Source organism: Pedobacter sp. GSP4 (assembly GCF_051857575.1).
GTDB lineage: Bacteria > Bacteroidota > Bacteroidia > Sphingobacteriales > Sphingobacteriaceae > Pedobacter.
In genome coordinates this window covers 63,286-82,249 of sequence record NZ_JBPZIR010000003.1, presented here as the reverse complement: position 1 = coordinate 82,249, position 18,964 = coordinate 63,286, and the positions used below count along the sequence as shown (strand labels likewise).

General features: G+C 39.7%; 17 protein-coding genes. 10 read left to right on the top strand and 7 right to left on the bottom strand.

Annotation, left to right across the window (positions count from 1 at the left end; genetic code table 11):
- Window positions 1-40: 40 nt before the first annotated feature.
- Both ACS5PU_RS07515 and ACS5PU_RS07510 read right to left on the bottom strand, forming a co-directional pair.
- A complete protein-coding gene (locus ACS5PU_RS07515; protein ID WP_439458669.1) occupies window positions 41-547 on the bottom strand; it encodes a DUF6702 family protein in 507 nt (168 codons plus the stop codon).
- A 45-nt stretch (window positions 548-592) separates the two neighbouring features.
- Window positions 593-1,258 (bottom strand): class I SAM-dependent methyltransferase, encoded by a 666-nt coding sequence (locus ACS5PU_RS07510; protein WP_439458668.1) that lies wholly within the window; start codon window positions 1,256-1,258, stop codon window positions 593-595.
- Window positions 1,259-1,507: 249 nt separating this feature from the next.
- Here ACS5PU_RS07510 and ACS5PU_RS07505 point away from each other — a divergent pair, with 249 nt between their 5' ends.
- The 7 genes from ACS5PU_RS07505 (at window position 1,508) to ACS5PU_RS07475 (ending at window position 9,473) form a co-directional block, all read left to right on the top strand.
- Window positions 1,508-2,092, top strand: a complete 585-nt coding sequence (locus tag ACS5PU_RS07505) for a HupE/UreJ family protein (protein WP_439458667.1) — start codon at window positions 1,508-1,510, stop codon at window positions 2,090-2,092.
- A gap of 8 nt (window positions 2,093-2,100) precedes the next feature.
- A complete protein-coding gene (locus tag ACS5PU_RS07500; protein WP_439458666.1) occupies window positions 2,101-4,476 on the top strand; it encodes a M1 family metallopeptidase in 2,376 nt (791 codons plus the stop codon).
- 435 nt (window positions 4,477-4,911) lie between these two features.
- Window positions 4,912-6,954 (top strand): excinuclease ABC subunit UvrB, encoded by a 2,043-nt coding sequence (uvrB, locus tag ACS5PU_RS07495; RefSeq protein WP_439458665.1) that lies wholly within the window; start codon window positions 4,912-4,914, stop codon window positions 6,952-6,954.
- A 77-nt stretch (window positions 6,955-7,031) separates the two neighbouring features.
- Complete coding sequence (locus ACS5PU_RS07490; RefSeq protein ID WP_439458664.1) at window positions 7,032-8,324, top strand: DUF3472 domain-containing protein; 1,293 nt, start codon at window positions 7,032-7,034, stop codon at window positions 8,322-8,324.
- Between the two features lie 56 nt (window positions 8,325-8,380).
- Window positions 8,381-8,578: a YwbE family protein gene (locus tag ACS5PU_RS07485; RefSeq protein ID WP_439458663.1), complete on the top strand. Its 198-nt coding sequence runs from the start codon at window positions 8,381-8,383 to the stop codon at window positions 8,576-8,578.
- Window positions 8,575-9,120, top strand: coding sequence for a hypothetical protein (locus tag ACS5PU_RS07480; protein ID WP_439458662.1), 546 nt, complete (start codon window positions 8,575-8,577; stop codon window positions 9,118-9,120). Before ACS5PU_RS07485 ends, ACS5PU_RS07480 begins: the two co-directional genes overlap by 4 nt.
- 104 nt (window positions 9,121-9,224) lie before the next feature.
- Window positions 9,225-9,473 (top strand): DUF4834 family protein, encoded by a 249-nt coding sequence (locus ACS5PU_RS07475; protein WP_029278588.1) that lies wholly within the window; start codon window positions 9,225-9,227, stop codon window positions 9,471-9,473.
- Between the two features lie 30 nt (window positions 9,474-9,503).
- Here the strand turns inward: ACS5PU_RS07475 and ACS5PU_RS07470 are convergent, their stop codons facing one another.
- The 5 genes from ACS5PU_RS07470 to ACS5PU_RS07450 all read right to left on the bottom strand — a co-directional run bounded on the left by ACS5PU_RS07470 (window position 9,504) and on the right by ACS5PU_RS07450 (window position 13,551).
- On the bottom strand, window positions 9,504-9,872 hold the full coding sequence (locus ACS5PU_RS07470) for an SRPBCC family protein (RefSeq protein ID WP_439458661.1): 369 nt from the start codon (window positions 9,870-9,872) through the stop codon (window positions 9,504-9,506).
- Window positions 9,873-10,004: 132 nt separating this feature from the next.
- Window positions 10,005-10,934 (bottom strand): TIGR01777 family oxidoreductase, encoded by a 930-nt coding sequence (locus ACS5PU_RS07465; RefSeq protein ID WP_439458660.1) that lies wholly within the window; start codon window positions 10,932-10,934, stop codon window positions 10,005-10,007.
- 83 nt (window positions 10,935-11,017) lie between these two features.
- Entirely contained in the window at window positions 11,018-11,749 is a 732-nt protein-coding gene (locus ACS5PU_RS07460) for a DUF393 domain-containing protein (RefSeq protein WP_439458659.1), read from the bottom strand.
- Window positions 11,750-11,893: 144 nt separating this feature from the next.
- A complete protein-coding gene (locus ACS5PU_RS07455) occupies window positions 11,894-12,400 on the bottom strand; it encodes a GbsR/MarR family transcriptional regulator (RefSeq protein ID WP_439458658.1) in 507 nt (168 codons plus the stop codon).
- Window positions 12,401-12,450: 50 nt separating this feature from the next.
- Window positions 12,451-13,551: an alginate lyase family protein gene (locus ACS5PU_RS07450; RefSeq protein ID WP_439458657.1), complete on the bottom strand. Its 1,101-nt coding sequence runs from the start codon at window positions 13,549-13,551 to the stop codon at window positions 12,451-12,453.
- Window positions 13,552-13,677: 126 nt separating this feature from the next.
- On the opposite strand from ACS5PU_RS07450, the gene ACS5PU_RS07445 reads away from it, so the two are divergent.
- The 3 genes from ACS5PU_RS07445 (at window position 13,678) to ACS5PU_RS07435 (ending at window position 18,879) form a co-directional block, all read left to right on the top strand.
- Window positions 13,678-16,173 carry a YfhO family protein gene (locus tag ACS5PU_RS07445; protein WP_439458656.1) on the top strand — a complete coding sequence of 832 codons (2,496 nt, stop codon included), beginning with the start codon at window positions 13,678-13,680 and terminating at the stop codon, window positions 16,171-16,173.
- Window positions 16,174-17,014: 841 nt separating this feature from the next.
- The gene (locus ACS5PU_RS07440; protein WP_439458655.1) at window positions 17,015-17,869 is read left to right on the top strand and encodes a UDP-2,3-diacylglucosamine diphosphatase; all 855 of its coding nucleotides are present in this window, start codon (window positions 17,015-17,017) and stop codon (window positions 17,867-17,869) included.
- Window positions 17,870-17,889: 20 nt separating this feature from the next.
- Window positions 17,890-18,879, top strand: a complete 990-nt coding sequence (locus ACS5PU_RS07435; protein WP_439458654.1) for a glycosyltransferase family protein — start codon at window positions 17,890-17,892, stop codon at window positions 18,877-18,879.
- Window positions 18,880-18,964 lie beyond the last annotated feature (85 nt).

Sequence of the window (18,964 nt, the reverse complement as noted above, 5' to 3'; positions counted from 1 at the left end):
TAATTTAACACAGAAATCCTATCTAATACAAAAATTACAATTAAAAGTTTGCTGTAAAGCTTTTTTCGGGATAGAGGATTTTGGTGCTTTTGCGTACAGCGCCCCTCACTACGTGTACTATACTCATCTGATCGTCAAACATATCGTATAAAATTGTGTCGTTCACTTCGACTGATTTTAAGGATTGGATTTTTCCGATTTCAAGATAAATATTGGTTGCTTCGTGGTCTATTTCAAAACCTATATAGTTCATAACTGAGGCTTTACCGTTAGCTTTGATCTGCAGGTGCGTGGTTAAATATTTTTTGACCAGTTCATCCATTGCATTTTTCATGCTGGCATTGTTCAGATCTGTTTTCTGTTTATAAAGCTTGGCTAAAATCGATTCAAAATCATCAGAAAAAATCCTGCAGCTAATCTCCAGTGTTTTATCTTTTGCATTGAAGCTTACCTCTGTTGTACTTACGTGTAGCGGATGTTTAACCCCGGCTTTAACGGAGAAAAAGGTACAGCACAAAAACAGTAGGATATATTTTAATTTATGCATGGTTATTCTGAAATATAAAGAACGCAAAGGTAAAAGATATATTGGCTACTTGTTAAATGTAATCAAGGTGTTATGTCCGTGCTGCTCTACCTGCAGGCGCTGAAAACTTAAACCGGCAAATATTCTGCTCAATTTCTGATGTGATGGGTGCACATGCGTGAGCTTAATGTTAAAGTTCTCATTAAGCCAATAACTCATTTTAATAATCAGTTTTTTTAAGCCGGCTTCTTTTGCAAGTTCCTGCTTTAAAAACTTTTCGTTGTTAACCACAATAAAACCGTAGCCATTGTCTTTAACCAGATTGTAAATCCGCTTGGCAAACAGGTAATCGTTAATGCAATAGTACCAGCATATCCTGTTAAATAGCACATCAAACTGGCCATGGGCTTCTTCCAAGTAGCCAAGGCTATAATCCAAAGCTACATTTTCTGTCTCGGCCCTATCTCTGGCAATTTTTAAGTAATTGCGGCTAATGTCGTGCCAGGTAACCTTGGCTCCCCTTTTTGCAAACTCAATACTGTACTGGCCCGGGCCTGCACCCAGATCAAGCACGGTTTTATCCTCAAAATCGGTCAGCTGTGTTTTGATGGCATCCAGCACCTTGCTGTCTACCTTTTTATATTCGTTATCCGCATACTTTTCGGCAAAGCCCTTAGGTACGGGGTCAAAACCTTTTGCAGGTTTCTGGAAATAATATTTTAGCCAAAGCATAATGAGGAATAAAAGACCATGTAAATTGTAAGTACCAATATACCTCGTTACCTATGTATAATTAAACAACAATTTAGTTTACAGGTGTAAACACTAAATTTTGTGCTAAAATGGAAGATGAAATGGCCCAAAAGGGTAACAAATTTGGGATTTATACTTTTGTTTGGTAGATATTTGGAGATTTTACGATTAAAAATTTAATTTTAAGCTTTATAAACTATTTCATTGGTAATAGTTAGCTTATTATTCATGCCGTTACAAGATTTTGTCTTTTATTTTAAACTGGGTTGGGAACACATCATAAGTGCCGATGCTTTGGACCATCAGCTTTTTGTACTTGCACTGGTTGCTATTTACAGTTACACCAACCTGAAACAGGTATTAATCCTGGTTACTGCTTTTACCATTGGCCATTCGCTAACCTTGCTTTTGAGTGTTTTGGATATTATCAGGTTTGACAGTAAGTGGGTAGAATTTTTAATACCCTGCACCATTGTAATTACAGCGATAAGCAATTTGTTTAGGAAAAACTTTTCGTTGAAATCGGTTAAGATCAATTATTTCCTGGCCCTGGGCTTTGGATTGATACATGGAATGGGCTTTGCCAATTCGATCAGGATGATGCTGGCTAAAGACCAGAATATTGGCTGGGGCTTGCTGGGTTTTAACGTGGGTTTAGAAGCTGGGCAGATTTTTATGGTGATTATAATTTTGCTTATTACCTTTTTAATTTTTAACTATACACGGATAAAACGCCTGAGCTGGGTGTTATTTATATCGGCAGCCGTATTTAGCCTGGCTTTAAAAATGGCTTTAGAAAGAATCCCTTTTTAACAAAACATATGATGAATAAACTGTTTACGCTAACCGGCCTTCTGCTTTTTTCGGGCAGCTTGGCAATGGCACAAAATACTCAGAATAATCCTGGTAGCAACCACGGAAATAAATTTGAGCAATTGGGCACCATCTTACCTACACCAAATGAGCAACGTACTGCCAGTGGTGCACCAGGGGTAAAATATTGGCAGCAACGTGCCGATTATAATATTAAATGTGAGCTTGATGAAAAAAACCTGCTGTTAACCGGATCGGAAACGGTAACCTATACCAACAATTCTCCCGATCCGCTAACCTATATCTGGCTACAGCTGGATGAAAACGAGCATAGCACCGATAAAAATGCAAACTATCAGGATGCCACAAAAATGCCTGCTACAGGTACTATACAAACTTTAGATCAGCTTAGTGCAAAAGGAAACAACGGCAATGGCATTAACATTACCAAATTAACCGATGCAACAGGTAAAAACTTAAAATACACGGTAAATAAAACCATGATGAGGGTTGATTTGCCAGTGGCTTTAAGAACTGGTCAGAAACTGATATTCAATATCGACTGGAACTATAAAATTACCGACAGGATGAGCGTTGGCGGACGTGGCGGTTACGAGTTTTTCCCAGCTGATGGCAACTATCTTTTTACCATGACGCAATGGTATCCGCGTTTGTGTGTGTACAGCGATTTTCAGGGATGGCAGAACCACCAGTTTACCGGAAGGGGCGAGTTTGCCCTAACCTTTGGCGATTTTAAGGTACAGATGACCGTTCCTGCCGATCACTTGGTGGGTTCGACAGGTGAGTGTATCAACTATAGTGCTGTTTTAAACCCTACCCAATTAAGCAGGTACAACTCGGCAAAAGTTGCTGCTGCACCAGTAGAAATCCAAACTTTGGCAGAAGCAAAGGTTGCTGAAACCAAAAAATCTACAGCCAAAAAAACATGGGTTTTCAACGCCAATAATGTGCGCGATTTCGCTTGGACTTCTTCGCGTAAGTTTATCTGGGATGCCATGCCTCAAAAAATACAGGCCAATAACAATACGGTAATGTGTATGAGTTTTTATGGTAAAGAAGCTTATAATCTGTATAGCAAATTTTCTACCCGTGCAGTAGCGCATACCATTAAAACCTATTCTGATTTTACCATTCCTTACCCATATCCCGTTGCACAGAGTATCGAAGCGGCCAATGGAATGGAATATCCGATGATCTGTTTCAACTACGGCCGTACAGATGCTGATGGAACTTACAGCGAAAGCACCAAGAACGGCATGTTGGGCGTAATTATACACGAAGTTGGGCATAACTTTTTCCCGATGATTGTAAATAGCGATGAGCGCCAATGGACATGGATGGATGAAGGGTTAAACTCTTTTGTGGAGTATTTAACCGAAGAACTTTGGGATAACAAATTTCCAAGCAAAAAAGGACCGGCCTATACCATTGTTGATTACATGAAACTGCCAAAAGATGAATTGGAACCGATTATGACCAATTCTGAAAATATTGCACGTTTTGGTCCGAATGCCTATTCAAAACCAGCTACAGGTTTAAATATCCTGCGCGAAACCATTATGGGCAGGGAACTTTTTGATTATGCCTTTAAAGAATATTCAAGAAGATGGGCATTTAAACACCCAGAACCTGCTGATCTTTTCCGTACAATGGAAGATGCCAGTGGCGAAGATTTGGATTGGTTTTGGAGAGGCTGGTTTTATGGTACCGATCCATGCGATATCTCGCTGGATAGTGTGAAATTTGCAAAGGCCGATTTCCCTAAAGAAGTTCCTGCAGCAAGATCAAGAATGGTAAAAATTGATAAACCAGCTGTAAATGCTTTTGAGGATATTTCAAAAATCAGAAACCGTGAGGATAAAAAAATCAGTTTCTACGTAGATAAAAATACGGCAGCACAGGATTTTTATTATAAATACGATAGAGGAATGGTTTCAATTGATACCACGGTGGCTACCAAAATGGAAATGAGCGCGCCCGTTGAAGTTGTTGCATCAGCCGATCAGGGTAAATACGAAAACAAATTCCTGTACGAGTTAAGCTTTAGCAACAAAGGTGGTTTGGTAATGCCTATAATTGTGGAGTTTACTTACAAAGATGGTACTAAAGAAATTGACCGTATCCCGGCTCAGATCTGGAGACATAACGAATTAAAGACTTCTAAGTTTTATGTAAAAGACAAAGAAGTAGAATCTATTTTAGTCGATCCATTGCGCGAAACAGCCGATATTGATACAGCGAATAACGCTTGGGGCGGTAAGGCAAAAGAAAGCAAGTTTAAGGCTTACAAAATGAAAGCTGGCGGTGCTGTAAGAGGCCAGTCTGTGGGTAAAAACCCAATGCAGCAAGCAGCAGGAAAGTAATAATACTAGCGTCATTTCGACCGTAGTGGAGAAATCTATCTAAATGGATCTCTCCATTTCGCTACGCTTCATCCGATAGCTATCGGATGAAGCGTAGCGAAATGTTCTAATAATCCCCGTTGAAGAAATTCAGCGGGGATTTTTTATTGGATTTTGGGCAAAATTATTTTAAGGACAATAATGATCAAGATATACAAATCAACCTAGTAAATCCTCTAATCGCGCTAAAGGCATGTTTGATTTTTCCGATAAAATCCATTGCCATAATACTATTCAATTGTAAAATCAAGCCATTTCCAACTTTCCTGACTTTTGCCTGTTTACACTTTGCAGCCTAAACCGTATATTTCCTCCCATTCGTTTATATTTTATGAGCGGAGGAGAAAACATTAAAATTGATTTAAAGATCAATTTTAATTAAGTTTGATTAGCCCTATGAAATTTAAAATCACCTCAGAATATCAACCCACCGGAGATCAGCCTAGCGCCATAAAACAATTGGTGGAAGGCGTAAATGCCAACGAACACTATCAAACCCTGTTGGGCGTAACGGGATCTGGAAAGACATTTACCGTGGCCAATGTAATTGAGCAGACCCAAAAGCCGACCTTGATTCTAAGTCATAACAAAACATTGGCTGCCCAGCTTTATGGAGAGTTTAAAAATTTCTTTCCCGAAAACTCGGTAAATTACTTTGTATCCTATTACGATTATTATCAGCCTGAAGCTTTTATCGCATCGAGCAATACCTACATTGAAAAAGATCTGAGCATTAATGAGGAGATTGAGAAATTGCGCCTGCGCACCACCTCTTCTTTAATGAGTGGGCGCCGTGATATTATTGTGGTTTCATCCATTTCCTGCATTTATGGTATGGGTAACCCTGAAGATTTTTCCAGAATGGTTTTCCGTTTCGGCGTTGGACTGCGTATTTCGAGAAACGCATTTTTACACAGCTTGGTAGAAATTTTATACTCGCGTACCACAACAGAGTTTAAGCGGGGTACCTTTAGGGTTAAAGGAGATACTGTTGATATTTATCCGGCCTATCTGGATCATGCATACCGCATTTCTTTTTTCGGCGATGATATTGAAGAACTTTCTGCAATTGATCCAGTTTCGGGTAAAACACTAGAGAAAATGGAAGATATGGCCATTTATCCCGCCAATCTTTTCGTTACCCCAAAAGACCGTTTCAATTCATCTATATGGGGCATTCAGGAAGAACTGGAAATCCGTAAAAACCAGTTAATTGCCGACAGGCACCTGTTGGAAGCCAAAAGGCTGGAAGAACGGACCAACTTCGACATCGAAATGATGAAAGAACTGGGCTATTGTTCCGGTATCGAAAACTATTCGCGTTTCTTTGATGGAAGAAGCCCCGGTATGCGCCCTTTCTGTTTATTGGATTATTTCCCGGAAGATTATTTAATGGTAATTGATGAAAGCCATGTTACCGTTCCACAGATCAGGGCCATGTACGGTGGAGACAGATCGCGCAAGCTATCCTTGGTAGAATATGGTTTCCGCTTACCTGCTGCGCTTGATAACAGGCCACTAAACTTTAACGAATTTGAAGCCCTTGCCCCACAAACCATTTATGTGAGTGCAACACCTGCCGAATACGAACTGGAAAAATCGGAAGGCGTAGTGGTAGAGCAGGTTATTAGGCCTACCGGACTATTAGATCCAGTTATCGAAATCAGGCCGGCAATTAACCAGGTTGATGATTTGTTGGATGAGATAGATCTTACCATTAAAGATGGTGGACGTATTCTGGTAACCACCTTAACCAAGCGTATGGCCGAGGAGCTAACCAAATATCTGGACCGCTTAAACATCAAAACCAGGTACATACACTCCGAAATTAAAACTTTAGAACGGGTAGAAATTCTCCGTGGTTTACGTTTGGGCGAATTTGATGTACTGGTTGGGATTAACCTCCTGCGTGAAGGTTTAGATTTACCAGAAGTAACATTGGTGGCTATTTTGGATGCCGATAAAGAAGGTTTCTTACGTTCCGAAAAATCGTTGATCCAAACCATTGGCCGTGCAGCCCGTAATGATAAGGGCCGTGTAATTATGTATGCCGATGGCATTACCGACAGCATGGAAAAAACAATTGATGAAACCAACAGACGTAGGGAAAAACAGATAGCCTATAACCTGGAGCATGGCATTACGCCAAAAACCGTAGGCAAATCGCGCGAGGCAATTTTGGAGCAAACCTCTGTGCTCGATTTCTCTCAAAAAGCCAGTGATAACAAAGCAAGAGCCTATGTAGAAAATGCCGAAATCAGTATCGCTGCCGATCCAATTGTGCAGTATATGGGTAAGGCCGAGCTGCAGCGCGCAATTGACAATACCCGTAAGGATATGCAGAAAGCCGCAAAGGATATGGACTTTTTACAGGCCGCAAAATTGCGTGATGAAATGTTTGCCCTGGAGAAAATGTTTAACGAGAAATTCGGTAAGTAACGATTTGGTTTTAATGAATGGTTTTTAGATAATTAGCGCTAGAATTGTAATTCAATAAGTTATCTAAAAATCATCAAATGAAATCTTTAAAACTAGTAACGCTGATCGTACTCAGCGCTATGGGGCTAAAAACCTATGCCCAAAATGCTACCACAATTACCCTTCCACTCGGCGGTAATGCCTACAGTTCCCTGCACCAGGATGCCGGAAGAACCCTGTCTAACCGGGGCATTGTAAACTGGTCTGATCAAAAAGAATACTTTACAGTCTATTTCAGGGTTTCTAAGCCTGGTACCATAATGGTTTCTTTAAGCGATAAACCTTTAATCGATGGCCAATCCACATTGGAGTTTTCCATCAATAACCAACCAAAAAAAATAAACTTTGATGACAGCAAAGCCTTTGATGGCAAAATTGGCGAATGGACCGTTAAGGATACCGGCTATGTTGCATTAAGCATTAAAGGGATAAGTAAAAGTGGAAGCAAGTTTCCATCAATACAGAATTTGGCCCTTACTGGAACAGCCATTGAAGGTAAAACTGCCTACGTAAAAAATAACGAAGGCAACTTTTTTCACTGGGGCCGACGTGGGCCTTCTGTTCACTTAAATTACCAACAGCCCGAAAACCTTAACGCAGAGTGGTATTATAACGAAGTAACGGTGCCAAAAGGCGAAGATATTTTAGGCTCTTATTTTATGGCCAATGGTTTTGGTGAAGGATATTTTGGTATGCAGGTAAACAGTCCGACTGAAAGGCATATCCTTTTTTCTGTTTGGAGCCCATTCAACACAGATGATCCTAAAAGTATACCCGAATCGCATAAAATTAAAATGCTTAAAAAAGGAGATAATGTGCATACCGGAGAGTTTGGAAACGAAGGATCCGGCGGACAGAGTTATTTAAATTACATGTGGAAGGCCGGAAATACCTATAAATTTTTGCTTCATGGTGTACCCGGAAAAGATAGCCTAACCACCTATACCGCTTACTTTTTTGCGCCCGAAAGCAATAAATGGCAGTTGATAGCCAGTTTTACCAGGCCGCAGACCAAAACGTATTTAAAGCGCTTCCATTCTTTTTTGGAGAACTTTTCGCCTGTGCAGGGCGATTTATCAAGAAAGGTTTTATTTGATAACCAATGGATATGCGATGATAAGGGAACCTGGACTGAATTAAAATCGGCCCGTTTTACCACCGATAATACCGGTGCAAAAGGTTACAGGCTGGATTATCAGGGAGGAATAGATAAAGGCGCATTTTATTTAAAGAACGGTGGTTTTTTTAATGATTACACAACGCCAAGAAAAATATTCACCAGAACCTCAACGGGTAAAAAACCAGAAATAGATTTTAGTAAACTACCATAGATATTCAAAATTATTATGGAATTTTGATGTTTTATTCATCATCTCAATACAGCACAATGGACGGGCAAAACAGAAAAGACATTTATCCAGGATTAGAAGTTGGAATTATTTTGAAGAAAGATCAGCGATCGGGAAACATTACCTACGGTATCGTTAAAGATCTGCTTACTTCTTCAGCATTTCATTCAAGAGGGATAAAAGTAAGGCTCGAAGATGGTCAGGTTGGCCGCGTAGCTGAAATTGTTGAAGAATGATGAAATACATTTATCTCTGTTTTTTATTTTTTGTAACTGTTGGCAGTGCATCGGCTCAGGTATCAGTTGAGCCTAATAGAAATCCTGCAGAAAAGGATACAGCTTATGATCCAAAAAAAATTAGGATCTGTGCGCCATCAAGGGCCGGGATAATTGCTAACCAACCCTTATGGGTAGTGAATGGCGTTGTAGTGCATGGCGATATTGTAAGAGAATATATCCAGCCTTCCAGCATTCAGTCAATGAATGTGCTTAAAGGTGTGTCTGCTACGTCAACGTATGGGGCTAGTGCACAAAATGGGGCTGTTATCATTAATTTAAAGAATGGGTCGAAGCTTTACGGATTGGAAGATTTACTTAAAAACTTCAAAATTAAAAAGAAGTATCGGAACCTGCCTGTTTTTATCGAGCAAAGAAGATTGACCAATTATGCTGATTTTTACATCGCAAGCGATATGGTAAAAGAGGTGGAAATCATAACCACTGAAGATGAATTGATGAACAAAGAGAAATTTATAAAAGTTTGGTTAAAACCTTTATAGGCTTATTTGCGTATTATATTTGTAATCAAATTGCAATTAAAGGCTAAAAAAGTAACAAAATAAATATTGCGACGTCTATATTTGTATTAACAGTAAATTAAAGAATGGCATTAGTAAAATTTATTTTCATCACCATATTGGTACTTTGGCTAATCAGAATGCTGATCAGGCTGATACTTCCAATGCTGTTTAATAACCTGGCAAGCAAAATGCAAAGCCAGGCCACAGGGCAGCAACAACAGAGACGGTCGAAACCCGAAGGTTCTATTTCGATAGATTACATGCCTCCAAAACCTGATCAAAGTAAAACAGATAAACTTGGCGACTTTGTAGATTACGAAGAAGTAAAATAAAACTGAACCCCGAACCTGCTTCGGGGTTTTTTATTTATGATTGTGTTCAGCCTCGGCTTTGATAAAACAGTTTCTTTCAATCAATAACATCTCCATATAGCGTTTAAGAAACAATTGTTCTGCTATCTCGCCAAGAATACCAAATGGTGCATGAAACTCGAAAACATCAGTCATGTCTGTTTGAGTACCTTTGGTTTTAAATAGATGTTGGTGATGGAGCTTTATAAATGGACCGCTGATCATTTCATCTATAAATAAAGTAGGGGCCTCCATAAAGGTGATCTTGCTTGTCATTTTAAAAGGTATCCCAAAATGTTTGGCCTGCCAGGTAACCTGTTCCCCGAGCGATATCAACCCGTTTTGCTTGCCACTAATAGCTTGTTCGTTGCTGCTCTTCATCGATTTAACGTGCAGATCGATACTTCTGGATAAATTGAAACACTTTTCTATAGGCGCATTAATTAGGGTTGTTAGCTTAATGGTTGGCATCTTTTAATATTTTATAGTTCTAACCAGTGGATACTTATCAATTTAAACTTCCGGATCCAAGATCTGTAGGACAGCCACATCAATTTTTGGATATTTAAATTTAAAACCGCTTTTCAGAAGTAGCGTAGGCTTAACCCATCTGCTTTTTAAAATCAGCTCCGTTTCCGTGCCGATAATTTTTGCGCCTATGACCAATAGCCATGCCGGAGCGGGTAAACCTATGGGCATTCCAAACACCTGTCTGATCGCATGCATGAAGAAATGATTTTTTACAGGTGCTGGAGCTGTACAGTTGATAATCCCTTCAATAGTTGGATGCTCGAACAGCCACAGTATGCTCCGTGCAGCATCTTCTTCGTGAACCCAGCTTACATATTGCTCACCATTACCCTGCTTTCCGCCCATTCCTAATTTAACCAGGTTGAGCAAGCGTGGAAAAGCGCCATCTTTTCTGCCAATAACAATTCCCATCCTCAAGGCAATCTTTCTGGTTTTTGGAGTTTCGGTTTTAAAAAAGCTGTTTTCCCAGGCTTTACAAACTTCAACAGAAAAGCCGGTTCCGATTTCGCCGTTTATTTCATCCTGAGGACGATCTTCGGCATGGCGATAAATGGTGGCAGAAGTAATGTTGATCCAAAGTTTAGGTGGATTTTCCTGCTCAGCAATTATTTTTCCAAGTAACCGGGTTGGTATAATCCTTGAATTGATAATTTCTTCCCGGTTCTTTTGGGTGTACCTACAATTTACATTTTTACCGCACAAATTAACCAATAGGTCGGCACCATTCAAACTATCGGCCCATTGGCCAACCTGTTGCCCATCCCATATAAGAGTTTTAATATTACGGGTATCCATACCTGGTTTTCTGGATAGTATAACTATTTCATCAGCAAGCAAACTGAAGTGTTTGGCTAGCACGGTTCCTAAGTAACCATTTCCTCCCGCTAGGATAATTTTATTATAACGCATCATGTTAAAAATTTAATATTAATCCCAAAACGATTAAGCGGTAAATTACCCAGGTGATGCTCATCAGTATACCTAGTTTTAATATTTTACTCCGGCGCAGGTGTTCCAAAAACATCAATCCGGCAACGGCTAAAAAATAGCCTATTATAACTGTCGAAGGGATATTGAAATATTTTGCCAAAACAAGGATTGGTAGCAACAAAAGCGCCAGCACAAGAAATGGTCATCATATTGCCCAGGTATTCCCATAATTTTTCTTTTCTATGAACCCAGATAATGGCTCCTTGGAAAAACATTTGTCCTCCGCAAATAAAATATTCCCTGTATTGCCCACCAAAGGGTACAAAATCGGTAAGCAGGTGTGCATATGCTGTGAGCACATAGGCGGTAAGCAGCGAGGTAAAAAGCAAATAGGCAATCCGGTAATGGATTTTAAAGCTGGGCTGAAAGGTGTTTTCTTTAACAGCAGCTGGGACAATTACTTTGCGGTTATATGAAATAAAGGCATAAAATTTATGCATAAGGTAAATAAATGGACTGAACAAAAACAGGGGTTTAAAGAAAGGCATGGCATGTGCAATAATTTTGAATATACTCTGAATACCATAGGTAACTTCGCCGGTTTCAGTATTTACAAGGGCAATTTCGTTGGCTGCTCTTTGCCTATCTACCAAAGGGCAGATATCCTGTGGCATGTTCTGGTAGGCTTCGCGACTGTTTTTGGCCAGTAAACCTGTTTTTACAAATGCTTTGGTATAAGCATAGCACATCGGGCATTCATTGTCGAATAAAATCACATGGTTGTTAAGCGTTTTCATGTTATGTTAATTTTAATATTTTCAGTAAAAATTGAAAGTTTGTATTAAAAAATAAAGCCGAATGATGTGTAAGGCTTTTATTATGGTATGAGGTTTGAATTAAACCTGTCTTGCTACTCCAGTCTCCAATCTCATGTCTCCAATCTACTTAAATACTTTCAATACCGATCCCCAAAACCAGCTTTCTTCCGCTTTAAGCATCGTTTCTAAAGTTTTATCTACATTGCTTGCAAGCTTATTAATATCCGTTACCGATTTTTTAAAAGTTTTGTATTCGGGGTCTTTCTCATCTCCCGTTACATTTGATAGTTCATTTAAAACCTTTAAAACAGGTTCCAATTCCCTTTTTTTACGCTCTTTGGCTACCTGGCGCGAAATATTCCATACGTCTTTATCCGCAAAAAAATACTCCTTGCGTTCGCCGGCTTTGTGCTGCTTTTCAATTAAACCCCATCCAATCAAATCGCGGAGGGTCATATTTGCATTTCCTCTCGAAATACTTAGGGCCTCCATAATTTCTTCGGTGGTAAGTGCTTCTGGAGAGATCAATAACAGGGCATGAACTTGGGCCATGGTACGGTTAATTCCCCATTCAGAGCCTAATTTGCCCCAAGCCTCTATAAATTTTAATTTTGCTGCTGCCAATTCCATACACAAATATAAAGTTATTTTTAAACTTTCAAAAATTATTGAAACTTTATTTATTTTGAAAGCTGCCTACTGTCCCGCTGTATATTATCCAGTACCATCTGCCAATCCTCCTCAGCTCCATTTATCTTTTTTAACAGGTTGCTTTGTCCGCTATCAAAATATACGGCAAGCTTTAATACAGGCAGGGCTAAATCGGGCTTAAACATGGTTCCGGGAGCAAATCCGGGTTCATTGTTTTTTGCCCTATCGCGGTCGAACTTAACGGTAGTGTGCACGTATTCTTCGTGCTGTTTTTCGCCGTTGATGTAAGGAATCAGCCATTCTACCGATTTTTTTACAGACGATCCTTTCTCACTTTCGTAAGCATAAAAATTTGGTCCCTTTGCCCTATCAATCATAATGGCTAACCTGAGCATGGGCTCTAAATCATAAATATGATAGTGCATGGCATCCCTTTCCTTAAAATCAAGGCTGGTGCCATCGGCATATAGATTGACGTTGATATGGCTTTTAAGGTTGTTGATGGTCCAACTAATAAAGTCAGGGTTGTTTAATGCATAACCAATTTCACCAACTACTTTAAGGCGGTGCGCATTCCAGTTGTTAACCGCTGTGGCCCATCCAGCCTTCATCCGTTTACTGTTAATTTCAGTGGAAGCTGTTTCAGCAAGCCACTGGCCAATCTGTTTCTTATCTGCAGCTGTAATATTTTCTTTAATCAGGTCGTAAGCTTCTATACCCTTATCTAAATTGGTATCATCAATCGGATCGCCGTTAGGGCGGTTAACTTTGGCCCAGGCCCCCAGAAATTCTGCACATTTGTTCAAATATTTTTGATCATCAGTTAAGCGGTACTGTAACGCGAGCACAAACATTTTATTCATATCGGCCAGCGCAGCCCTAGTTCGCTCTTTCTTTGGGTTGCCTTTTAATAAACCTTCCGTACGGATTGTATCAACAGGGTTTGGGACTTCTTGAAGATAGCTTAAAGCAGCTTTTTCAAAACCAGTGTATAATTTTTTAGTGTTTTGGTTGTTTTTGATCTGACTTTTAAGCTGTTTGATTTCTCCCTTACTGAAGCTTACAATCTGCGAAAAAGCAGTAAAAGATAGAACTAAAAGTGTAACTGTAACTGCAAACTTTCTCATCATAAATGGGTTAAATTTTTATTCTCTCTTACAAATCTAATTTTTTATTCGCCATGCATTTAATTTATTACTTTTTTATACCGCCCAATTTTTTATTTTTGACGTTCGTTTAAACTTAAACAAACCTTAATGAATAACTGGTTTAATAAAAATGGCATACACCTCGCCATAATTGCATTTTTTGTAGTCATAACTTTTGCCTACTTCAGTCCTGTTTTGCAGGGTAAAGCGCCACAGCAGGGCGATGTTTTGCAGGCAAAAGCCATGCAGAAAGAAATTATGGATATTAAGGAAAAAGATGGCAAAGGGCCACTTTGGACTAACCAGATGTTTGGTGGTATGCCTGCTTACCAGATTTGGGTCCAGTATCCATTAAACATTACCACATATGGCATCGACGTAATTAAAGGTGTATTTCCTGATCCTGTCGGCACGGTGTTGGTATATCTTTTAGGGGCGTATTTACTATTCTGTGTATTAAAAATAAACCCGTGGCTTGCTGCGGCCGGTGCAATTGCCTTTGCATTTACCTCATACAACTTTATTATTATTGCTGCGGGCCATAGCAACAAGGCCTTGGCCATTGGCTTCTTCGCTCCTATTCTGGCGGCGATAATTCTTACGCTCCGTGGGCGTTATCTGGTTGGCGGAAGTTTACTGGCACTTTTTATGGCTTTGGAAATCCGTTCAAACCACATCCAAATGACGTACTATTTATTTATGGCGTTGTTTATTTTGGCCTGTATTGAACTTTACCATGCATTTAAGGCAAAACAATTGGCCGTTTTTGGTAAATCTATAGCTTATATTTTTGCTGGTATTTTGCTTGCGGTATTGGTAAACGCTGGTACTTTATGGACAACCTATGAGTATGGTAAGGAAACTATCCGTGGTAAATCTAACCTAACAACCGATAAAGCAGAGCCTGCCAATGGATTGGATAAAGCATATGCATACCAGTGGAGCCAGGGTGTTGGAGAGAGTTTCTCTTTCTTGATTCCAAATATTTATGGTGGTGCGAGCAGTATCGACGAAATTATCAAACCTGAAAGCAATACCTATAAAGCGGTTGAAAAAAACCTTCAAGGTGTAGATCCAAGACAGGCGATAGGTTATGTGGCCCAGAATTTGGGAACCAACCAATACTGGGGAAATAAACCGGGTACATCAGGTCCTTATTATTTTGGGGCTATTATCTGCTTCCTGTTTGTTTTTGGATTGTTCATCGTAAAACACCGTTGGAAGTGGTGGATTTTAGGAACGAGCATTTTGCTTTTATTCTTATCATTCGGACAGAACTTCCCGCTAATTTCGGATATATTTTTCGATTACCTGCCTGGATATAACAAATTCAGAGCAGTTGAATCGATATTGGCTGTTGTTGGTTTCCTTGTTCCATTATTGGCTGTTTTGGCCATTAAGGAAGCGCAGGATGGTAAATACGACCAAAAGTATCTGGTTCAGCGTTTAACCTGGTCTGCAGGTATTACAGGTGGCTTCGCCTTGATTGTTGCCATATTGCCAACAGCGTTTTTCAGCTTTACACAGGCTAACCAGCCGCAAATTTTGGATGCCTTAACGCAAACACTGCAGAATAACAGAGGTGCGGCAATGGAAATTTTGAATGCCATTGTTTCAGACCGTGTGGCTTTGGCCCGTGCCGATGCCTTGCGTACATTATTGTTTATCGCAATTGGATTTGGTATTACCTGGGCTTTTATCACCAAAAAAATGAATATGCAATTGGCCTTTGGCTTATTGGCTTTGTTTGTTCTGATCGATTTATGGCAGGTAGACCGTCGTTATTTAAACAACCAGAATTTTGTAAGTAAATCGGATCTCAATAACCACTATCAACCAAGGGATGTGGATAATTTCATTTCGGCCGATAAAGATCCGAACTTTAGGGTTTTCGACTTATCGTTGGGCGATCCGTTTAAAAGTGCAGAAACGTCTTATTTTCATAAAACAGTTGGTGGTTTCCACTCGGCTAGGTTAAAACGTTTTCAGGAACTGGTTGATAACCAATTAACCAAAAGCATTAACCAGGATGTTTTGGATATGTTGAATACCAAATATATCATTACACAGGATCCTCAAAATGGATCGTACAAAATGCAGCGTAACCCTACCGCTGCAGGTAATGCCTGGTTTGTACAAAGTGTTCAATATGCTAAAAATGCCGACGAAGAAATGAAGGCGATTAGCAGTTTCGATGCCAAAAAAGAAGCCATTGTTGATGAGAGCTTTAAAAACATGATTGATACCAAACGCTTAGGTACAGGACAGGAAGGCTTTATTAAATTAACCAATTACAACCCTGATCATTTAACTTACGAGTATTCTTCAGCTAAAGATGTAATTGCCGTTTTCTCGGAGATTTATTACAACAAGGGCTGGAAAATGTACATCGATGGTGTTGAGAAGCCATATTTTAGAGCCGATTATGTTTTACGCGCAGCTCAGTTAGAGGGAGGTAACCATAAACTGGAATTCATTTTCCACCCAACAGCTTACTACGCAGGCGAGAAGATTTCTCTAGCCGGATCGATCTTATTATTGGCCGGACTGGGTTTTGGATTTTATAGCGAAGAGAAGAAGAAAAAGAAAGCAGTTAAAGCTTAGGGTTTCTTTATAGAATAGATTTACACCCCGTAGGATTTTAATCTTGCGGGGTTTTGTTTTTTGGTAGTGAAATTCTGGTCGAGATTACGGTTTGTTCCACTTGGCAATGTGCGGTTGGGATGACGGCTTTTTTAGAAAATGTACGGTTCCGTGTTTCATAGCTGCTTCCGCCCTGTCATCGCTTATAGTCCTCGTTTCGCTACGCTTCACTGCGGGCTAACCGCTCTGCCAGGTTTATGAACAAAGGTTTGTTTGGCGTGTGCTATAAAACCTTAAATAGTACCACGGGCTTTGCCACCTAAACGCGACCATAGCCTAAAACCCACAGCCCGAGGTTACGAGGGCGAGGATTTGAAGCGCAGGGCGGGACTGTAGATGCCGAAAAGCGATGTTATTGCTTTCCAAAATAGCATGAATGCGTTTTAAAGGGATTATCAGCCCCTCCGAGGTTGTTATTTCTATAACGCTATCGGTTCAGTTAACCAATTTATACAATTAACCGCTTAATCAATATGCGGTTCTCAATTGGCAGTTTGCTTTACCAATCACAAGTGAACCAATTAACCGCTAAGCGTCATTTTAACATACTTTTGCAAATACCATAATAATTTAACAATGCCGTAACATTTGTTTGATAAACAGCGTCTTACCTTTGTATTGTAAAATCAGATGATATGTTAGAATCATTTTTTGCCGTGTGTTTATTAATTGTTGTACTTTATTTCTTTAGCCCCTTTGAGGTAAAACTCGATGAGGAAGAGGAATGGTAGAATAGCTGGTTTACCTCTAAACTGCTTTACTCAGGCGGTAACAAGATTTTTCCCCCTAAAATTTCCCGTTTATGGATAAAAGAAATGTCGATGTAGTCGTAATCTCCGATGTACATTTGGGCACCTATGGCTGCCACGCTAAGGAACTGTTGAAGTACCTGAAAAGCATTAAACCAAAAACATTGATTTTAAATGGCGATATCATCGATATCTGGCAGTTTAGTAAAAGCTACTGGCCCGAATCGCACATGAAGGTTATCCGCAAATTGATGAAGTTTGTAGCCGAGGGCGTTCAGGTTCATTATTTAACGGGCAATCATGATGAAATGCTGCGGAAATTCGACGGAATGGAAATGGGTAGCTTTCATCTTCAAAATAAACTGATTCTCGAACTGAACGGTAAAAAAGCCTGGTTTTTCCATGGCGATGTTTTCGATGTAACCATGCAGCATTCTAAATGGCTGGCCAAGTTGGGTGCAGTTGGTTACGATACTTTGATCCTCATCAATAGTTTTGTTAACTGGGTGCTTACCGCTTTTGGAAGGGAAAAAATGAGTTTCTCGAAAAAAATAAAGGCCAAGTTTAAAGATGCTGTTAAATTCATCAATAGTTTTGAGCAAACTGCAGCAGAACTGGCCATCGAAAAAGGCTATAATTATGTGGTTTGTGGTCATATCCATCAGGCCGAAAAAAGGGACATTAAAACCGAGGATGGCAGCGTTACATATTTAAACAGCGGCGATTGGGTAGAAAGCTTAACTGCTTTGGAGTATATAAACCAGGAGTGGACGGTTTTTAAGTATGAACACCAGCATTTTACCAAGGATGAGCTAGATGAAGGAATTCTATCGGATGCGGAAGATTTGAAAAGCAAACTGGATATAAATATTCTTTTACAGAATATAAAATATGAAATTGCCCAATAATTTTAGATATTCGGGCATAAATGAAGATACTTTACGCAATACAGGGAACAGGAAACGGTCATATCAGTAGAGCGCGGGAAATTATCCCCTTGCTGCAGAAATATGGCGAATTGGATATTTTGGTCAGCGGAACGCAGGCTGATGTTAAACTGAGCCAGCCGGTGAAATATCAATTGCATGGTTTCAGTTTTATTTTTGGTAAAAAAGGCGGGGTAGACCATTTCAAAACCTGGCTGAACATGAATCTTTTCCGTTTCAGAAAAGACATGAAACAGCTTCCGCTTAAAGATTATAATTTAATTGTTAACGATTTTGAACCGGTAAGCGCATGGGCCTGTAAGCTGCAGGGTATAGAATGTGTTTCGCTGAGCCATCAGGCGGCATTTAAATCTAAAAAAGTGCCACGGCCAAAAACTTTAGATTGGGGTAAGCTTATTTTAAGCCGTTATGCACCCACTAAATATCACATTGGTTTCCATTTCGACCGTTATGATACTTTTATCCACACGCCGGTAATCAGGGCAGAGATCAGAAACCTCGAAAGTGTAAACTTAGGTCATTATACTGTGTATCTTCCGGCTATTGATGATAAGCGATTGGTAAAACTGCTAACGCAGATTCCAAATATTAAATGGGAGGTTTTTTCTAAGCACAGTAAGGTGGCTTATCAGGAAGCTAATGTTTTTGTAGAGCCGGTTAACAACGAAAAATTTAATAAAAGTCTGGCCACCTGTGAGGGCCTGTTTACGGGCGGAGGCTTTGAAGGACCTGCTGAAGCACTTTACCTAAAGAAAAAACTGTTGGTTGCGCCTATGCGTTTCCAGTTTGAGCAGCAATGTAATGCCTATGCCCTAAAACAGTTTGGCCTGCCTGTTATTTGGGGAAGTTCTAGCAACTGGCTGCCTGTTATTAAACAGTGGGTAGAAAACCCTCAGCAGCACGAATTTGATTTCCCAGATGAAACCGCAAAGATTATTGATGATATGGTGAAGAAATATGCGAGGCTTTAAAATTGTTGTTAAAACAATAAGTGTTTGTACGAAAATAGTTGGTAATTATTCGCTTTATTTCTTAAAATATTAAATAATATGATTT